Raw genomic sequence first — 15391 nt, 5'->3', positions numbered from 1 at the left:
CGGTCAGCTTCCCGTCAGGGATTTCACGGGGCCCGTGCAGCGCGCTCCGGCATCGTGGGCGTGAATCCGCCCTGGAGTACCCGATGCCGCTGCGCCTGCCTGCCACTGCTTCCCTGCTCGCCCTTGCCCTGGCCGCTGCCGCCCCTGCGCTGGCGCAGGCCCCGGCCTCGCTGCCCGCCCCCATCGCTGAGGACGGCGTCGTGGCCACCGGCCCGCGCTCGGACCTGCATGCGCAGGTACTGCTGGACCGCGCGCACTTTTCGCCGGGCCAGATCGATGGGCTGCCCGGTTCCAACCAGAAGCGTGCGGTGGCCGGTTTCCAGGCTGCACGCGGCCTGAAGGTCACCGGTGAGCTGGACGATGCCACGTGGCAGGCCCTGCAGCCGGACAGCGCGCCGCCACTGGCGAGTTACACGCTCACTGCCGAGGACGTTGCCGGCCCGTTCCAGCCCATTCCGAAGAAGCCCGCAGATCAGGCCAAGCTGTCGGCGATGGGCTTCACGTCGGTGGGTGAGGCGCTCGGCGAGCGCTTTCATGCCGATCCCAAACTGTTGCAGGCGCTGAATCCCGGCGTGGATCTAGGCAAGGCCGGCGGCAAGATCCAGGTGCCGAACATTGCACCAGCCGCCCTGCCCAAGGCGGCCAAGCTGGTGATCGACAAGTCCGACTCCACGCTGCGGCTGTACGATGCAGCGGGCAAGGTGTACGCGCAGGTGCCGGTGTCGTCGGGCAGCCAGCACGATCCGCTGCCGATCGGCAAGTGGAAGATCCTGGGGGTCTCGCGCAATCCGCCGTTCCACTACAACCCGAAGCTGTTCTGGGACGCCAAGGCGGGCGACCGCAAGGCCACGCTGCCGCCGGGCCCCAACAACCCGGTCGGACCGGTCTGGATCGACATCTCCAAGCCGCATTACGGCCTGCACGGCACGCCCGAGCCGGGCCATGTGGGCAAGACCGAATCGCACGGCTGCGTGCGGATGACCAACTGGGACGCGCTGCAGGTGGCCGACGCGGTGGATGCGTCGGTGCCGGTGGTGATGCAGGAGTAAGCAACCATGGTGATGCGACTGCTGGCGTTGGGCGTGGTGGTGGGCGTGGCCGGCTGGTGGTTGCTGGCGTCGGAGAGTGGTGTTTCGGCGTCGGCCGGGGGCCAACCGGTCGCGGAGAGCAGCCAGGCACGGCCTGGCGCTACGCGGGAGGTCGTTCTGCCTGCGCAGGGCAGCCAGGCGCTGGAGGTCGTTGCGCCCGCGCAGAGCCGCCAGGCAGGGCCTGACGCTACCGGGGGTGCCTCGGGGCTGTTGTTGCCGGTGCAGGGGATCACGGCCGCGCAGCTGCAGGATACGTTTACCGACGCGCGCAGCGAGGGGCGGGTGCACGATGCCATCGATATCCTCGCGCCTGAAGGCACGCCGGTACTGGCGGTGGCCGATGGCACCGTGGAAAAACTGTTCGACAGCGAGCGCGGCGGGCTGACCGTGTACCAGTTCGAACCCGGCGGCACGTACTGTTACTACTATGCCCACCTGCAGCGCTACGCCGATGGGCTGGCCGAGAAGAAGGCGGTCAAGCGGGGCGAGGTGATCGGCTATGTCGGCCACACCGGCAACGCCAGCCCGGACGCACCGCACCTGCACTTCGAGATCCACCGGCTGGGCCCGGAAAAGCAGTGGTGGAAGGGCGAGTCGCTGAACCCCTACCCGGTCCTGCGCGGCGAGCAGGCCCTGCCCCGAGACGCGCCCGCCCCGGGGTGGCTGAACCGGGATGGGCCGGGCAATTGGCCCGGCCGCCGCGAAGGTGCGAGAATCGCCGGCCCTCCCTTTCCGGCTGGCGCACTGGCGCCGCCCTCCTGACCGAGACTACGTGAAGACCCCCGAAAGCCTGCAGGCGCTGATCGAAGACGGCGTCATCGATGAGGTGCTGCGCCCGCTCAAGAGCGGCAAGGAAGCGGCCGTGTATGTCGTGCGCAGCGGCGACGATGTGCGCTGCGCCAAGGTCTACAAGGACATGGCCCAGCGCAGCTTCCAGCAGCGCGTGCAGTACCAGGAAGGGCGCAAGGTGCGCGGCAGCCGCGAGGCCCGCGCCGTGGGCAAGGCCAGCAAGTACGGGCGGAAGCAGCAGGAAACGGCCTGGAAGAACACCGAGGTGGACGCGCTGTACCAGCTGCGCGACGCTGGCGTGCGCGTGCCCGAACCGCATGGCTACTTCCATGGCGTGCTGGTGATGGAACTGGTGACCGATGCGGAAGGATTCTCGGCCGCGCGTCTGGGCGAGGTCGAGCTGGAGCCCGACCAGGCCCGTGAGTTCCACGCGATCCTGGTGCGCCAGGTGGTGCTGATGCTGTGCTGTGGGCTGATCCACGGCGATCTGTCGCCGTACAACGTCCTGGTGGGGCCGGACGGCCCGGTGGTGATCGATTTCCCCCAGGTGGTGAGCGCCGGTGGCAACAACGCCGCGCGCAGCATGCTGCTGCGCGATGTGAACAACCTCACCGCCTATCTTGGGCGGTCGGCGCCGGAGCTGCTGGATACCTGGTACGGCGAGGAGATGTGGGCGCTGTTCGAGGCCGGTGAGCTGCTGCCGGACAGTCCGCTGACCGGCACCTTCGTGCATGACGAATCGACCATCGACCTGGACAGCGTGCGCCACGCGATCAACGACGCGCGCGAGGAAGCGCTGATCCGCCAGCAGGGTCGAGAAGCGGCGGAACAAGACGACGATTGACGGGGGCAAGCGTCGCCACGCGATCAGGCGTGCAGCGCCTTGGCGTGATGCGCGATGTGCTCGCCGATGAAACTGCTGATGAAGTAGTAGCTGTGGTCATACCCCGGCTGCAGTCGCAGCTGCAACGGGTGCCCCGCCGCCGTGCACGCGGCCTGCAGCCACTGCGGCTGCAGCTGGCTGTCCAGGAACTCGTCGCCGCCGCCCTGGTCGACCAGCAAGGGCAGCTTTTCCGTTGCGGTGGCCACCAGTTCGCTGGCATCCCACTGCGCCCAGCCGGCGCGGTCTTCGCCCAGGTAGGCCGAGAACGCCTTCTGCCCCCACGGCACCCGGGTCGGGGCGACGATCGGCGAGAACGCCGAGACGCTGCGGTAGCGGCCCGGATTGCGCAGCGCGATCACCAGCGCGCCATGCCCGCCCATCGAGTGGCCGCTGATGCTGCGTGCACCGGTTGCCGGCAGGTGCGCTTCCACCAACGCCGGCAACTCTTCCACGATGTAGTCGTACATCCGGTAATGCGGTGCCCACGGCTGCTCGGTGGCGTTGAGGTAGAACCCCGCGCCCTTGCCCAGGTCGTACCCTTCCGCATCGGCGACGTCGTCGCCGCGCGGGCTGGTGTCCGGCGCGACCAGGATCACCCCGTGCTCGGCCGCATACCGCTGCGCACCGGCCTTGGTGATGAAGTTCTGCTCGGTGCAGGTCAGCCCGCTCAACCAGTACAGCACCGGCAGTTTCTGCGTGGCGGCCTGTGGCGGCAGGTACACGGCCACCTTCATGTCGCAGCCCAGCACCTCCGACCGGTGCTGGTACACGTCCTGCCAGCCACCGAAGGCGGCGCGATGTTCAATGCGTTCCATGGGCGGGCTCCGCGGCGATCAGTAGTGGACGACCGAACGGATCGACTTGCCTTCGTGCATGAGGTCGAAGGCGTCGTTGATCTGCTCCAGTTCCATGGTGTGGGTAACGAAAGGCGCCAGTTCGATGTCGCCCTTCATTGCATCTTCGACCATGCCCGGCAGCTGGCTGCGCCCCTTCACCCCGCCGAACGCGGTGCCCTTCCAGGAACGCCCGGTCACCAGCTGGAACGGGCGGGTGGAGATCTCCTGGCCCGACCCGGCCACGCCGATGATCACCGACTGGCCCCAGCCGCGGTGCGCGCATTCCAGCGCAGCACGCATGACATTGACGTTGCCGATGCATTCGAAGGTGTGATCCACGCCCCAGGTGGTCTGTTCAACGATGACCTGCTGGATCGGCTTGTCGAAGTCCTTGGGGTTGATGCAGTCGGTGGCACCGAACTGCTTGGCCAACTCGAACTTGGACGGGTTGGTGTCGATGGCGAAGATGCGGCCGGCCTTGGCCTGGCGCGCGCCCTGGATCACCGCCAGGCCGATGCCGCCCAGCCCGAACACGGCAACCGAATCGCCTTCCTGCACCTTGGCGGTGTTGTGCACCGCGCCGATGCCGGTGGTCACGCCGCAGCCCAGCAGGCACACGTGTTCCGGGTTGGCCTCCGGATTGATCTTCGCCAGCGAGACTTCGGCCACCACGGTGTACTCGCTGAAGGTCGAGCAGCCCATGTAGTGGTAGATCGGCTGGCCGTTGTAGCTGAAGCGGGTGGTGCCATCGGGCATCACGCCCTTGCCCTGGGTGGCGCGCACGGCCACGCACAGGTTGGTCTTGCCGCTCGTGCAGAACAGGCATTCGCCGCATTCGGCCGTGTACAGCGGAATGACATGGTCGCCCGGCTTCACGCTGGTCACGCCCTCGCCCACTTCCACCACGATGCCGGCGCCTTCATGGCCCAGCACCGCCGGGAACAGGCCTTCCGGATCGTCGCCGGACAGGGTGAAGGCATCGGTGTGGCAGACCCCGGTGTGGGTGATGCGCACCAGCACTTCGCCCTTCTGCGGCGGGGCGACGTCGATCTCGACGATCTTCAGCGGTTCGCCAGCGGCGAAGGCAACGGCAGCACGGGATTTCATGGGGAGGACTCCAGGACAGATGACAGGACGGGACAGCGCGCGGCAGGACGCGCGCTTACTTCAGGTAGGAACGGATCAGCGCGCTCATGTCGCGCACGCGCTCGGCACGCTGCGCATCGGACTGCGCCGGCTGGCCGAATGCTTCGCGCAGGTGGGCTTCCATCACTTCGGACATCAGCCCGTTGACGGCGCCCCGGATCGCCGCGATCTGCTGCAGCACCGGACCGCATTCGGCGCCGGCCTCCAGCGCGCGGTCCAGCGCATCGCACTGACCGCGGATGCGGCGCACGCGGGCCAGGACCTTCTTTTTTTCTTCCGGGGAGTGCGGCACGGCGTCGGCGACCAGGGAACTATACTGGGGGATAGTATACATGACCGAACGGCGCTGCTGCACGACGCCATCACAGCGCTCCATGGATGCTCTTTCCACCCCCACCCCCAGCCGGACCGACGATGCCCGACGCCCGCTCTTTCGTTGTCCGCTCCTTCGAAGCCAACTACGCCGCCTCCGGCAGTGTCGAGCGCATCCTGTCGCTGACCGTGGACTGCAACTGCGGCACGACCTCCTCGTGCGGCTCCAGCCAGCTGATCCACCTGCCCGGTGGCGCGCTGTTCCGCTGCGAACAGTGTGGCTCGCACCAGGCGATCAGCCATGCGCGACTGGATGCCAGCGCCACGCCGTCACCCATGCTCGGCGACACCGCCTCCAACCGCAGCGCCCCGCTGGTCACCATCCGCTTCTGAGCCGCTGCCTGCACGTTGCAGGCACGGCCCTCCACCGATGATGGCGTAACTCCCCACTGCAGTGCCCCGCACCATGGCCAAGCCGTCCGGCTCCCGTCTTGTTGTCTACGCCGCCCTGGTCGGCAACCTGTGCATCGCCATCGCCAAGTTCGTCGCCGCCGGAGTGTCCGGCAGTTCGGCCATGCTGAGCGAAGGCGTGCACTCGCTGGTGGATACCACCAACGAACTGCTGCTGCTGTACGGCCTGCACCGCGCCGACAAGAAACCCGACACCGTGCACCCGTTCGGGTATGGCCGTGAGCTGTACTTCTGGAGCTTCATCGTCGCCCTGCTGGTGTTCGCCGCCGGCGCGGGCGTCTCGGCCTACGAAGGCATCCAGCACATCCGCACCCCCGAACCGGCCACCAACCACGCGTTGAGCTACGCCGTGCTGGGCATCTCGTTCCTGTTCGAGGGCGGCTCATGGTGGGTGGCGCTGCGCGAGTTCCGCGCCACCAAGGGAACGATGGGCTATTTCGAAGCGTTCCGGCGCAGCAAGGACCCGGCCACCTTCACCGTGCTGCTGGAAGACAGCGCCGCCTTGCTGGGGCTGGCGTTCGCCGCGCTCGGCCTGGCCGCCGCGCAGTGGCTGGACATGCCCGTACTGGATGGCGTGGCCTCGCTGTGCATCGCCGGCGTGCTGGCCCTCACCGCCTTCCTGCTGGCGCGCGAAACCAAGGGCCTGCTGGTCGGCGAGCCGGCCCACCCCAGCGTCGCCCGGCGGATCATGGCCGTGGCCGACACCGATGCCGACCTGCGCAAGGCCAACGGCGTGACCACCATGCAGATGGGGCCGGACCAGGTCGTGGCGATGCTGAGCGCCGAATTCGAGGATGATCGCACCACCCCGCAGATCGAGGCCTGCATCACCCGCATCGAACAGGCGGTCAAGGCCGAATACCCCGAGCTGGTCGCACTGTTCGTGAAGCCACAGACCCCGGAAGTATTCCGCGCGCGGCGCGCGGCCCTGGGCGACCCGGGATGAAGGCTTCAGCTGCCCGCCCATGGCAGGCCACGGCGTGTTCATGGCCTCCACGGCCGATCGGCTACTCTACCCGGCCCCTGCCTGCCCATCGCCCGCGAGATCCCCTTGAACGTGACCGACCCTGCCGACGGACACAGCCGACGCGATACCGAGCGCGTGAAGATGGCGCTGGCGGCGGGCGCCATCGTCGGGACGTGGTTCTGGGACGTGCCCAACGACCGGCTGACCGTGGACGAGGCCTTGACCCATGCCTTCGGCCTGGAGCCCGGCGCCGCACATCGCGAGCTGCGACTGGAACAGGTACTGCTGGGCGTGCATCCGGACGACCATGCCGATCTGGTGGTGGCGATCAACGACGCCATGGCCCGTGGCGGTCGCTACGCGCACCAGTACCGCGCGCGTAACGCGCAGGGCCAGTACCGCTGGCTGGAGGCGATCGGCCGGGTCGACCTGGACACGGCCGGACGACCGCAAGGGTTCCAGGGCGTGCTGATCGACATCGATGACCGCCGCCAGCTCGAAGCGCAGCGCGACCAGGCCCAGTCCCTGTTGCGCTCGTTCGTGGAGGCCGCGCCCGGCGTGGTGTATGCCAAGGACCGCCAGGGCCGGTTGCTGATCGGCAACCATGGCACCACCGAGCTGATCGGCCTGCCACCGGAGCAGTACGTTGGCCGTACCGATGCCGAACTGCTCAATGACCCGGCGCAGGCGGCTGCGGTGATGGCCGTGGACGAACGCATCATGGCCAGCGGCCGGGCCGAGCAGCTGGAGGAGTCGATCAGCTTCCCGGATGGGCGCCGGGCCCACTGGCTGTCGACCAAGGCGCCGCTGCGCGACGCCGACGGCAGCATCGTCGGCCTGATCGGCACCTCGCTGGACATCACCGAGCGCAAGGCCGCCGAAGCCCGCCACCAGGAGATTGAAGAGCGTTACCGGCTGGCCGCGCGCGCCACCAATGACGCGATCTGGGATTGGCGCATGGATGACGGCCACGTCATCTGGAACGAAGCCCTGGCCACGCTGTTCGGGCACACCCTGATGGAATCCGACGCGCAGTGGTGGTTGGACCACATCCACCCCGAGGACCGCGCGCGCATTGATCACGACATCCACCAGGTGATCGAGGGCGACGGCACCGCCTGGTATGGCGAATACCGCTTCCGACGCGCCGACGGCAGCTACGCCCAGGTCCTGGACCGTGGCGCGGTGCTGCGCGGACCGGGCGGCGAGCCGCTGCGCATGATCGGCGCGATGCTGGACCTGACCGCGCGCAAGAGCGCGGAAGCGGCGCTGGCCGAAAGCGAAGAACGCCTGCGCTTTGCCACCGATGCCGGCGACATGGGCTTCTGGGACGTGGACCTGGTCAATGACGTCCTGATCTGGCCGCCGCGCACCAAGGCGATGTTCGGCATTTCGCCGGAGGTGCCGGTCAGCCTGCGCGATTTCTACGACGGATTGCATCCTGCCGACCGCGAGGCGGTGCATGCGGCCTTCAGCGCCGCGGCCGATCCGGCCCAGCGCGCGTTGTACGACGTGGAGTACCGCACCATCGGCAAGGAGGACGGCGTGGTGCGCTGGGTGGCGGCGAAGGGCCGAGGTCATTTCGAGGGCGAGCGCTGTCTGCGCGTGGTGGGGGTGGCGATCGAGGTCACCTCGCGCAAACTCGCCGAGGCCCGACTGCATGAACTCAACGAACAGCTTGAAAGCCGCGTGGCCGAAGAGGTCGCCGAACGTACCCGGGTCGAGGACGCGCTGCGCCAGAGCCAGAAGATGGAAGCGGTTGGCCAGCTTACCGGCGGCATCGCGCACGACTTCAACAACATGCTGGCGGCGGTGATCGGCCCGCTGGACCTGCTGTCGCTGCGGCTGGGCGAAAGCGACCCGCTGGTCACCCGCTACATCGACATGGCCATCGACGGTGCCAACCGCGCCGCGCAGCTGACCCAGCGGCTGCTGGCGTTTTCGCGGCAGCAGCCGCTGCAGCCGGTGCCGGTGGATGCCAACCGCCTGGTGGCCGGCATGGCCGACCTGTTCGCGCATTCGCTGGGCGGCAACATCCTCCTGGAAACCGCACTGGCGCCCGATCTGTGGCTCACCTTCGCCGATGCGAACCAGTTGGAGAACGTGATCCTCAACCTGGCGGTCAACGCGCGCGATGCGATGCCCGGTGGTGGCCGACTGAGCGTTGCCACGGCCAACTGCAGCATCGATGCGTCCAACCTGGAAGCGCACCCCGCCATCCCTCGCGGCGACTACATCCTGGTGACGGTGTCTGACAACGGTTCGGGCATGTCACCGGAGGTGATCGCCAAGGCGTTCGATCCGTTCTTCACTACCAAACAGGTCGGGCAAGGCACCGGCCTGGGACTGTCGCAGGTCTATGGTTTCGTCAAACAGTCGGCCGGACACGTGAAACTGTGTTCTGCCGTTGGCGAGGGCACGACGGTGAAGCTGTACCTGCCACGGCTTGCCGCCGACCGCGAGGTGGTCAGCGCACCTGGCGCCCCCCACCTGCAGGCGCCAGGCGGCCTGCGCGAACGGGTGCTGGTGGTCGAGGATGAACCGGCCGTGCGGCAGTTCTCCGTCGACTCACTCACTGCGCTGGGCTACGACGTGCTGTCGGCCGAAGGCGCGGCGCCCGCACTTGCCTTGCTGGACGGACACCCGGACATCGCGCTGCTGTTCACCGATGTGGTCATGCCCGAGGTCAATGGCCGGCAGCTTGCCGACGAAGCCCTGCGTCGCCGGCCCGACCTCAAGGTGTTGTTCACCACCGGCTACAGCCGCAATGCGCTCGAGCGCGACGGGGTGATCGACCCGGGGGTGCAGGTGATCGGCAAGCCATTCAGCGTGCAGACGCTGGCCGCGCGGGTGCGGGCGGTGCTGGGCTGAGAGGGTGCCGCGCAGGGCGTGGTGCTACGGCCGGGACGATGCCAACGCGGCGGCAAGTTCCACGGACGGGTGCAGGCCGAAGGTGCGGTGGTACATGCCGGCGAAGCGGCCGGGATCCCAGACCCCGAACCGGGTGCAGATGGTGGTGACGGTGTCGCCGGGGCTGGCCTCGCGCAGCGCCTTGCGGATCACGTGCATGCGCTCAAGCATGTAGTACTGCTGCGGCCCCATCCCGAACACTTCATCGAACGCGCGGTTCAAGGATCGCTGCGAGGTGCCGGCGCTGAGGACCAGATCGCCGATGACCGCTTCGCCACGGATGCTCTTGTGGATATGGTCCAGGCTGCGCCGGATGATCTCATTGCGCGGCACGGGCGGGCGCCCGCGCGAACGCTGCACCGCTTCGGGGTTGGCCAGCACCATGCAGCGCAGCAGTGCGTGGATCAGCTGACCGCTGAAGGCCTTGCGCACGCTGGCTACCTGGAACAGCGCGGGATCGTCGCGGTCGATGGTCAGCGCGCGCGTGACCAGGGTGATGATCGCGGTGACTTCTTCCCGGCCGATGTTGACCGGAGTAATACGCGCGACATGGTCGTCGAACAACCCGGCCACCTCACGCGCGCGCTGCACCACCGCGACCGCATCCATGCTCAGCGCGATGAAGCGCGAGGATTTGCGTGAATAGCCGTGCACCTCGCTGCCGGGCGGATACCAGATGAACTGCTCATCGGAGGTTTCCTGGCCCTGCATGGCCGCATCGCTGCCGGGCAGCGAGATATAGGCAAGGTAGCGATCATGCTGGTTCAGGCCGTTGAACAGCACCGGCGCGCCATCGCTCCCCAGCATGGCGACCACGTCGCCGGCATCCAGCAGTTCCAGCGTCCACTCGCTCCTGCCGGGCCCGACCAGGCGCATGACGCCGTCCACGCCCGCAAGCGCGTCGGTGTAAGCCTCGAAATCGCTGAACCTCAGCAGCGGCATGGGGGTCGCCGTGAACGGAAGGAAGGTACTGCAGGTGCTGCTTGCCCGGCCGCGGCGATTCCCCCATCAAGGTCGCTGCCTGGCGCGCGTGGTGGCTAGTTGAAATTTTCCCGGATGGTGGTGACCCTGCCGTCGCGGAAGGTGATCTGGATGGTCTTGCGCGGCTGGTAGTACTCCCAGCGCTCACCGATGTTGCCGCCCTGGTCGCTTTCCAGCTGGACCACCCGGTCCGGCCGCCCTGCCACCTGGGTGACCTTGCCGGCGTCGTCGCCGGAGTTCACCAGGCCACGGTCAAAGCGTACGTTGTCCGCCGATGCCAGCCCGGCGAGCAGGCACAGCGCCAGCAGCATTGCGTTCCTCTTCATCATCGTGGTGCTCCCTGAGTGCCGGGACAGACACGTCCCGGGGCCGACTTTGCCACAACCCGGCCCCGGGCGACATTATCCCTGGGTCACACATCACCGCATTGGATCGGCCGGCACGCCCTCGTGCGTGATGCGAACCGGCAGCACGTGGCCCTGTTCATCGAAGTGCATGCGCTCGATGGCGGTGGCCCGGTGATCGCGCGCGGTGTCGCCCAGCGGACGTCGGTGGTAGACGATGTACCAGTTGTCGCTGCCCGGCGCGTGGATGACCGAGTGGTGCCCGGCACTGGTGGCGATGGCCGGGTCCTGTTGCAGGATCCGGCCGATCCGCTTGAACGGGCCGGTAGGCGCATCGGCGATGGCATAGGCCACCGAGTAATCCGGACCGCCCCAGCCGCCTTCGGACCACATGAAGTAATAACGGCCATCGCGCTTGAACATCAGCGGGCCTTCCACGTATTCCGGGGCCGGGGTGATTTCCTTGAACACGGTGCCGTCGGCCAGCGGCAGCACCCCGGTGAAATCATCCTTCAGGCGCACGATGTTGGCGTGCTTCCAGCCGCCGTACAGCATGTACCAGCTGCCATCGTCGTCCTTGAACACGAACTGGTCGATCGGCTGCGCGCCATTGTGGAACCCGCCCACCAGTGGCTTGCCGAGCAGGTCGCGGTAGGGCCCTTCGGGTTTGTCGGCCACGGCCACGCCGATCCCACCCAGCTCCTGGTCGTTCTTGATGTCGTTGGCGGAGAAGAAGAAATAGTAGCGACCGTCCTTCTCCACCACCGAAGGCGCCCACATCGCTTCGCGCGCCCAGGAAACCGCCTCGACCTTCAGGACGCCGGGATGCTTGGTCCAGGTCACCAGGTCGGGTGACGAGAACGCGTCGAAGCTGGTCTGCTCGGCGTACTCGCGCGAGCTGGTGGGGAAAATCCAGTACTGCTTGCCGAACACCGCCGCTTCCGGGTCGGCGTACCAGCCCGGCAGGATCGGATTGCCGGACATCGCCGGCGCCGTGTCCTGTGCCGCGCCGACTGCAGCGACACCGAATGAAACCGTTGTTGCCAGTACCGCGGCGATCATCGTGCTGCGAAGCGTCATGCCCTGCCCTCCCGAACCGGTAGATGAGGTTCGAGTTTAGATCGATTCAGCCCGAGATTTCCGTGCGCAGGCGTCGAAGAGCGGCATACGGGTCTCAGCTGGCGCCGTACTCGGCGATCTCGATCAGGTTGAGGTCCGGGTCGCGCAGGTAGATGGAGCGGATCGGCCCAACGGCGCCGGTCCGGGACACCGGCCCTTCCACGATCGGCACGCCCAGTGCGTGCAGCCGCTCGATCACCGCATCCAGCGGGACCGCAGCAATGAAGCACAGGTCCAGCGCGCCGGGCACCGGCAGGTGGGCCTTCGGTTCGAACTCGTGCCCCTTCACGTGCAGGTTGATCTTCTGGTTGCCGAACCGGAAGGCCTTGCGGCCTTCACCGAAGGTTTCCAGGTCCATGCCCAGTATCTCGACGTAGAAGGACGTGGCAGCAGCTTCATTGGTGGTGGTCAGGACCAAGTGGTCCAGGTGGTGGATCATGGCGACCTCCATTCGTACACACGGTGGTGCGACGATATCGCCGAAGGCCTGGCAAGGGTGTGCGGTGATCCACCGCAGGATGTGCAGGATCGGGCGCGGCGGAGCGGCACTGCTGCCTTGAGGAGGTCGCATGCAGTTTCTGGTCAACATCGATGTGGACAACCTGGATGACGCGCTCGCGTTCTATACGCGTGCGTTCGCGCTCCGTGTTGGCCGGCGGTTCGGGAAGGACGGCGTGGAGCTGCTGGGGGGCCCGGCGCCGATCTACCTGCTGTCCAAAGCCCCCGGCACCACGGCCACGCCCCAGGTGCGCGACCGCCGCGATTACCGCCGGCACTGGACGCCGGTGCATCTGGACTGGGTCGTGGACGATCTGGATGCCGCCCTGACGCGCGCGATTGCCGCGGGCGCGCGCGTGGAGCAGGCGCCGGCAACCCGTGTCTGGGGCCGGATCGCGCTGCTGGCCGACCCCTTCGGCCACGGCTTTTGTCTGCTGCAGTTCCTGGGTGGCGGCTATGACGAGATCATCAGCAGCTGAAGGCTGCCGCTCAGCGTGCCCTGAAGCGATAAATCACCGCGTCCGAACCCGGGCGCGCCAGGGACTGGCCGGCCACCGCCACGATCGGCAGCTCATAGGCGCCATTGCGCATCACCCCCTCATGCTGGAAACGCGCATGGAACTGCGCTTCCACGGACGGGACGTCGATGTCGTGGTAGCGCACCGGCACGCCGGCCGCCTGCAGGTCGGCTAGCATCCCCCGCGTGTAGCCGCAGCCATCGCGACCGTAGACATCCACCGCGGGGCCACGCACGGTGTGGGCCGGCGGCACCAGCGCCGACACCGGCAGTGTCGCCGCCTCGCGTGCCAGTTGCGCGCGCGAGGGGAAAAACGTGCGCTTGGCGTGCAGCAACCCGCCCGCCAGTCCCAGAATGATCAGCAGTACGATCGTGCGGTTCATCGACATCCGTGTCCCCGTGCAGTGGCGGCGACGCTACCACGCCACGCGCGCTGCGCTCAATCGTCGTCGCGCAGCATGTCCACGAACGCGCGCAAGGCCGAAGACATCTGCCGCTGGCGCGGGTAGTACAGCACCCAGCCAGCGAAGGGCTCGCTCCAGTCCTCCAGCACCGCCACCAGGCGGCCATCGTCCAGGTAGGGGCGCGCGGCGTCTTCAAGCACGTAGGCAAAGCCCAGGCCGTCCAGCACCGCCTGCAGGATGGTGTGCTGGTCGCCCAGCGTGAGCCGTCCCGGCACGTCGATGTCCAGGGTCTGCCCATCGCGTTCGAACTGCCATTTGTAAAGATGCCCGCTGGCGAAGCGGAAGCGCACGCACTCGTGCTCGACCAGCTCGCGCGGATGCCGCGGAACGCCGCGCCCGCGCAGATAGGCCGGTGACGCCACGATCAGGCCCCGCAACGACGGGCCCAGCGGCACCGCCACCATGTCTTCGGGCACGAACTCGTGCAGGCGGACCCCCGCGTCGTAGCCGTTGGCCACGATGTCCACCAGCCCATCGTCCTGCGCCACCTCCAGCCGCACGTCCGGGTGCGCGCGCAGGAAGTGGGCCAGGCGTGGGCCCAGCTGGGTATGCACCGCCGCGCGGGTGGCATTGATCCGCAGCAGCCCGGCCGGCGCCGCGCGGAAATGATTCATTTCTTCCAGCGCGTCATGCACCTGGCCCAGCGCCGGCTGCAGGCGATCCAGCAGGCGCTGCCCGGCTTCAGTGAGGGCCACGCTGCGGGTGGTGCGGTGGAACAGCCCCACCCCCAGCCGCTCTTCCAGCGCGCGGATCGCATAGCTCACCGCCGAGGTGGACAAGGCCAGCTCCGCCCCGGCGCGGCGGAAGCTGCGGTGGCGCGCGACCGCCGCGAACGCAGCCAGATGGGTAAGGTTGTCAGTGGCCATGATTGTGCAGTCTGCCTTGATGAATCATGCCGATATATTGACTGTATACGGCCGGGTCACGGGCGTATTGTAAAGCGCCTTTCCATAAAACCCAGGATATCCCCATGTCCCTCGCCCATGGCTATGCCGTGCACGACCAGACCGCGCCGCTGGTGCCGTTCTCGTTTGAACGCCGCGCGGTCGGTGCCGACGACGTCCGCATCCAGATCCTCTACAGCGGCATCTGCCACTCCGACCTGCATCAGGCCCGCGACGACTGGGGCGGCGCCCAGTTCCCGATGGTGCCGGGCCACGAAATCATCGGCCGGGTCACCGAAGTCGGCGCCAACGTCACCCGCTTCAAGGTCGGCGACTTCGCCGGCGTCGGCTGCATGGTCGACTCCTGCCGCCATTGCGACGCCTGCGACCACGACCTGGAGCAGTACTGCGAAAAGGGCCCGACCTACACCTACAACAGCACCGAGCGCGGCAGCGACCAGCTCACCTTCGGCGGCTACTCCGACCACATCGTGGTCGAACAGCGCTTCGTGGTGAAGGTGTCTGAAACGCTGGACCTCAAGGCCGCCGCGCCGCTGCTGTGCGCCGGCATCACCACCTACTCTCCCCTGCGCCACTGGAAGGTCGGCCCCGGCCAGAAGGTCGGCGTGATCGGCCTGGGTGGCCTCGGCCACATGGGCGTGAAGTTCGCCAAGGCGATGGGCGCCACCGTGGTGATGATCACCACCACCCCGGAAAAGGGTGCCGATGCCAAGCGCCTGGGCGCCGACGAAGTGCTGGTCTCGCGTGACCCGGCGCAGATGAAGGCCCACGCCAACAGCTTCGACTTCCTGCTCAACACCATTCCGGTCAGCCACGACACCAACCCGTACATGTCGCTGCTCAAGCGTGACGCCACCATGTGCCTGGTCGGCGTGATCACCGAACTGGACCCGCCGTTGAACGGCTCCAGCGTCATCTTCGGCCGCAAGCACGTCACCGGCTCGGCGATCGGCGGCATGGCCGAAACCCAGGAAATGATGGACTTCTGCGCCGAGCACAACATCGTCAGCGACGTCGAAGTGATCGACATCAAGACGGTCAACGACGCGTGGGCGCGCATGGCGAAGAACGACGTGCGGTACCGGTTCGTGATCGACATGGCCACATTGGCGGCCTGATGCAACAGAAAAACCCCGGCCTGGCCGGGGTTTTTTTTGGCGG

The 15391-nt window shown here is 67.5% G+C and carries 16 protein-coding genes and 1 pseudogene; 8 read left to right on the top strand and 9 right to left on the bottom strand.

All coding sequences use genetic code 11. The features are described 5' to 3' along the window. Positions 1–83 precede the first annotated feature (83 nt). From ACIGII_RS15680 to ACIGII_RS15670, 3 genes and pseudogenes are all read left to right on the top strand, one after another. Positions 84–1049, top strand: coding sequence for a L,D-transpeptidase family protein (locus ACIGII_RS15680; protein WP_399639604.1), 966 nt, complete (start codon positions 84–86; stop codon positions 1047–1049). Positions 1050–1055: 6 nt separating this feature from the next. After that, positions 1056–1724: pseudogene (locus ACIGII_RS15675) on the top strand (M23 family metallopeptidase); the annotation flags it as partial. A 136-nt stretch (positions 1725–1860) separates the two neighbouring features. After that, positions 1861–2721, top strand: coding sequence for a PA4780 family RIO1-like protein kinase (locus ACIGII_RS15670; protein WP_399639601.1), 861 nt, complete (start codon positions 1861–1863; stop codon positions 2719–2721). Between the two features lie 23 nt (positions 2722–2744). On the opposite strand, the gene fghA is transcribed toward ACIGII_RS15670, so the two are convergent. Genes fghA through ACIGII_RS15655 form a run of 3 tightly spaced genes read right to left on the bottom strand, consistent with a single transcriptional unit; the run spans position 2745 to position 5034 of the window. Continuing rightward, entirely contained in the window at positions 2745–3575 is an 831-nt protein-coding gene (fghA, locus tag ACIGII_RS15665; RefSeq protein WP_399639599.1) for an S-formylglutathione hydrolase, read from the bottom strand. An 18-nt stretch (positions 3576–3593) separates the two neighbouring features. Continuing rightward, the gene (locus tag ACIGII_RS15660; protein WP_102945081.1) at positions 3594–4703 is read right to left on the bottom strand and encodes an S-(hydroxymethyl)glutathione dehydrogenase/class III alcohol dehydrogenase; all 1110 of its coding nucleotides are present in this window, start codon (positions 4701–4703) and stop codon (positions 3594–3596) included. A 55-nt stretch (positions 4704–4758) separates the two neighbouring features. Beyond that, the gene (locus ACIGII_RS15655; RefSeq protein ID WP_399639691.1) at positions 4759–5034 is read right to left on the bottom strand and encodes a metal/formaldehyde-sensitive transcriptional repressor; all 276 of its coding nucleotides are present in this window, start codon (positions 5032–5034) and stop codon (positions 4759–4761) included. Positions 5035–5156: 122 nt separating this feature from the next. Here ACIGII_RS15655 and ACIGII_RS15650 point away from each other — a divergent pair, with 122 nt between their 5' ends. From ACIGII_RS15650 to ACIGII_RS15640, 3 genes are all read left to right on the top strand, one after another. Further along, the gene (locus tag ACIGII_RS15650) at positions 5157–5447 is read left to right on the top strand and encodes a hypothetical protein (protein ID WP_399639596.1); all 291 of its coding nucleotides are present in this window, start codon (positions 5157–5159) and stop codon (positions 5445–5447) included. Between the two features lie 73 nt (positions 5448–5520). Continuing rightward, entirely contained in the window at positions 5521–6471 is a 951-nt protein-coding gene (locus ACIGII_RS15645) for a cation diffusion facilitator family transporter (RefSeq protein ID WP_399639593.1), read from the top strand. A gap of 111 nt (positions 6472–6582) precedes the next feature. Beyond that, positions 6583–9363, top strand: coding sequence for a PAS domain-containing protein (locus ACIGII_RS15640; RefSeq protein ID WP_399639688.1), 2781 nt, complete (start codon positions 6583–6585; stop codon positions 9361–9363). A gap of 24 nt (positions 9364–9387) precedes the next feature. Here ACIGII_RS15640 and ACIGII_RS15635 read toward each other — a convergent pair whose 3' ends face one another. The 4 genes from ACIGII_RS15635 to ACIGII_RS15620 all read right to left on the bottom strand — a co-directional run bounded on the left by ACIGII_RS15635 (position 9388) and on the right by ACIGII_RS15620 (position 12285). Then, positions 9388–10344: a helix-turn-helix domain-containing protein gene (locus ACIGII_RS15635; protein WP_399639590.1), complete on the bottom strand. Its 957-nt coding sequence runs from the start codon at positions 10342–10344 to the stop codon at positions 9388–9390. A 95-nt stretch (positions 10345–10439) separates the two neighbouring features. Continuing rightward, positions 10440–10709 carry a DUF2845 domain-containing protein gene (locus tag ACIGII_RS15630; RefSeq protein ID WP_399639587.1) on the bottom strand — a complete coding sequence of 90 codons (270 nt, stop codon included), beginning with the start codon at positions 10707–10709 and terminating at the stop codon, positions 10440–10442. A 93-nt stretch (positions 10710–10802) separates the two neighbouring features. After that, entirely contained in the window at positions 10803–11807 is a 1005-nt protein-coding gene (locus ACIGII_RS15625) for a glycoside hydrolase family 43 protein (protein WP_399639586.1), read from the bottom strand. A 94-nt stretch (positions 11808–11901) separates the two neighbouring features. Beyond that, entirely contained in the window at positions 11902–12285 is a 384-nt protein-coding gene (locus ACIGII_RS15620) for a VOC family protein (RefSeq protein WP_399639584.1), read from the bottom strand. A 130-nt stretch (positions 12286–12415) separates the two neighbouring features. On the opposite strand from ACIGII_RS15620, the gene ACIGII_RS15615 reads away from it, so the two are divergent. After that, entirely contained in the window at positions 12416–12823 is a 408-nt protein-coding gene (locus ACIGII_RS15615; protein ID WP_399639582.1) for a VOC family protein, read from the top strand. 10 nt (positions 12824–12833) lie between these two features. Here ACIGII_RS15615 and ACIGII_RS15610 read toward each other — a convergent pair whose 3' ends face one another. Further along, entirely contained in the window at positions 12834–13244 is a 411-nt protein-coding gene (locus tag ACIGII_RS15610) for a glutaredoxin family protein (RefSeq protein WP_399639579.1), read from the bottom strand. Positions 13245–13300: 56 nt separating this feature from the next. Then, entirely contained in the window at positions 13301–14191 is an 891-nt protein-coding gene (locus ACIGII_RS15605) for a LysR family transcriptional regulator (RefSeq protein ID WP_399639576.1), read from the bottom strand. Between the two features lie 104 nt (positions 14192–14295). Between ACIGII_RS15605 and ACIGII_RS15600 the strand changes: the two genes are divergently transcribed. After that, positions 14296–15348 (top strand): NAD(P)-dependent alcohol dehydrogenase, encoded by a 1053-nt coding sequence (locus tag ACIGII_RS15600; protein ID WP_399639574.1) that lies wholly within the window; start codon positions 14296–14298, stop codon positions 15346–15348. The last annotated feature ends 43 nt before the right edge of the window (positions 15349–15391 follow it).

Source organism: Stenotrophomonas sp. NPDC077420 (genome assembly GCF_044543385.1).
Taxonomy (GTDB): Bacteria; Pseudomonadota; Gammaproteobacteria; order Xanthomonadales; family Xanthomonadaceae; genus Stenotrophomonas.
Note: the sequence above shows the minus strand (reverse complement) of the source record. Positions and strands in the feature narration are given on the sequence as shown.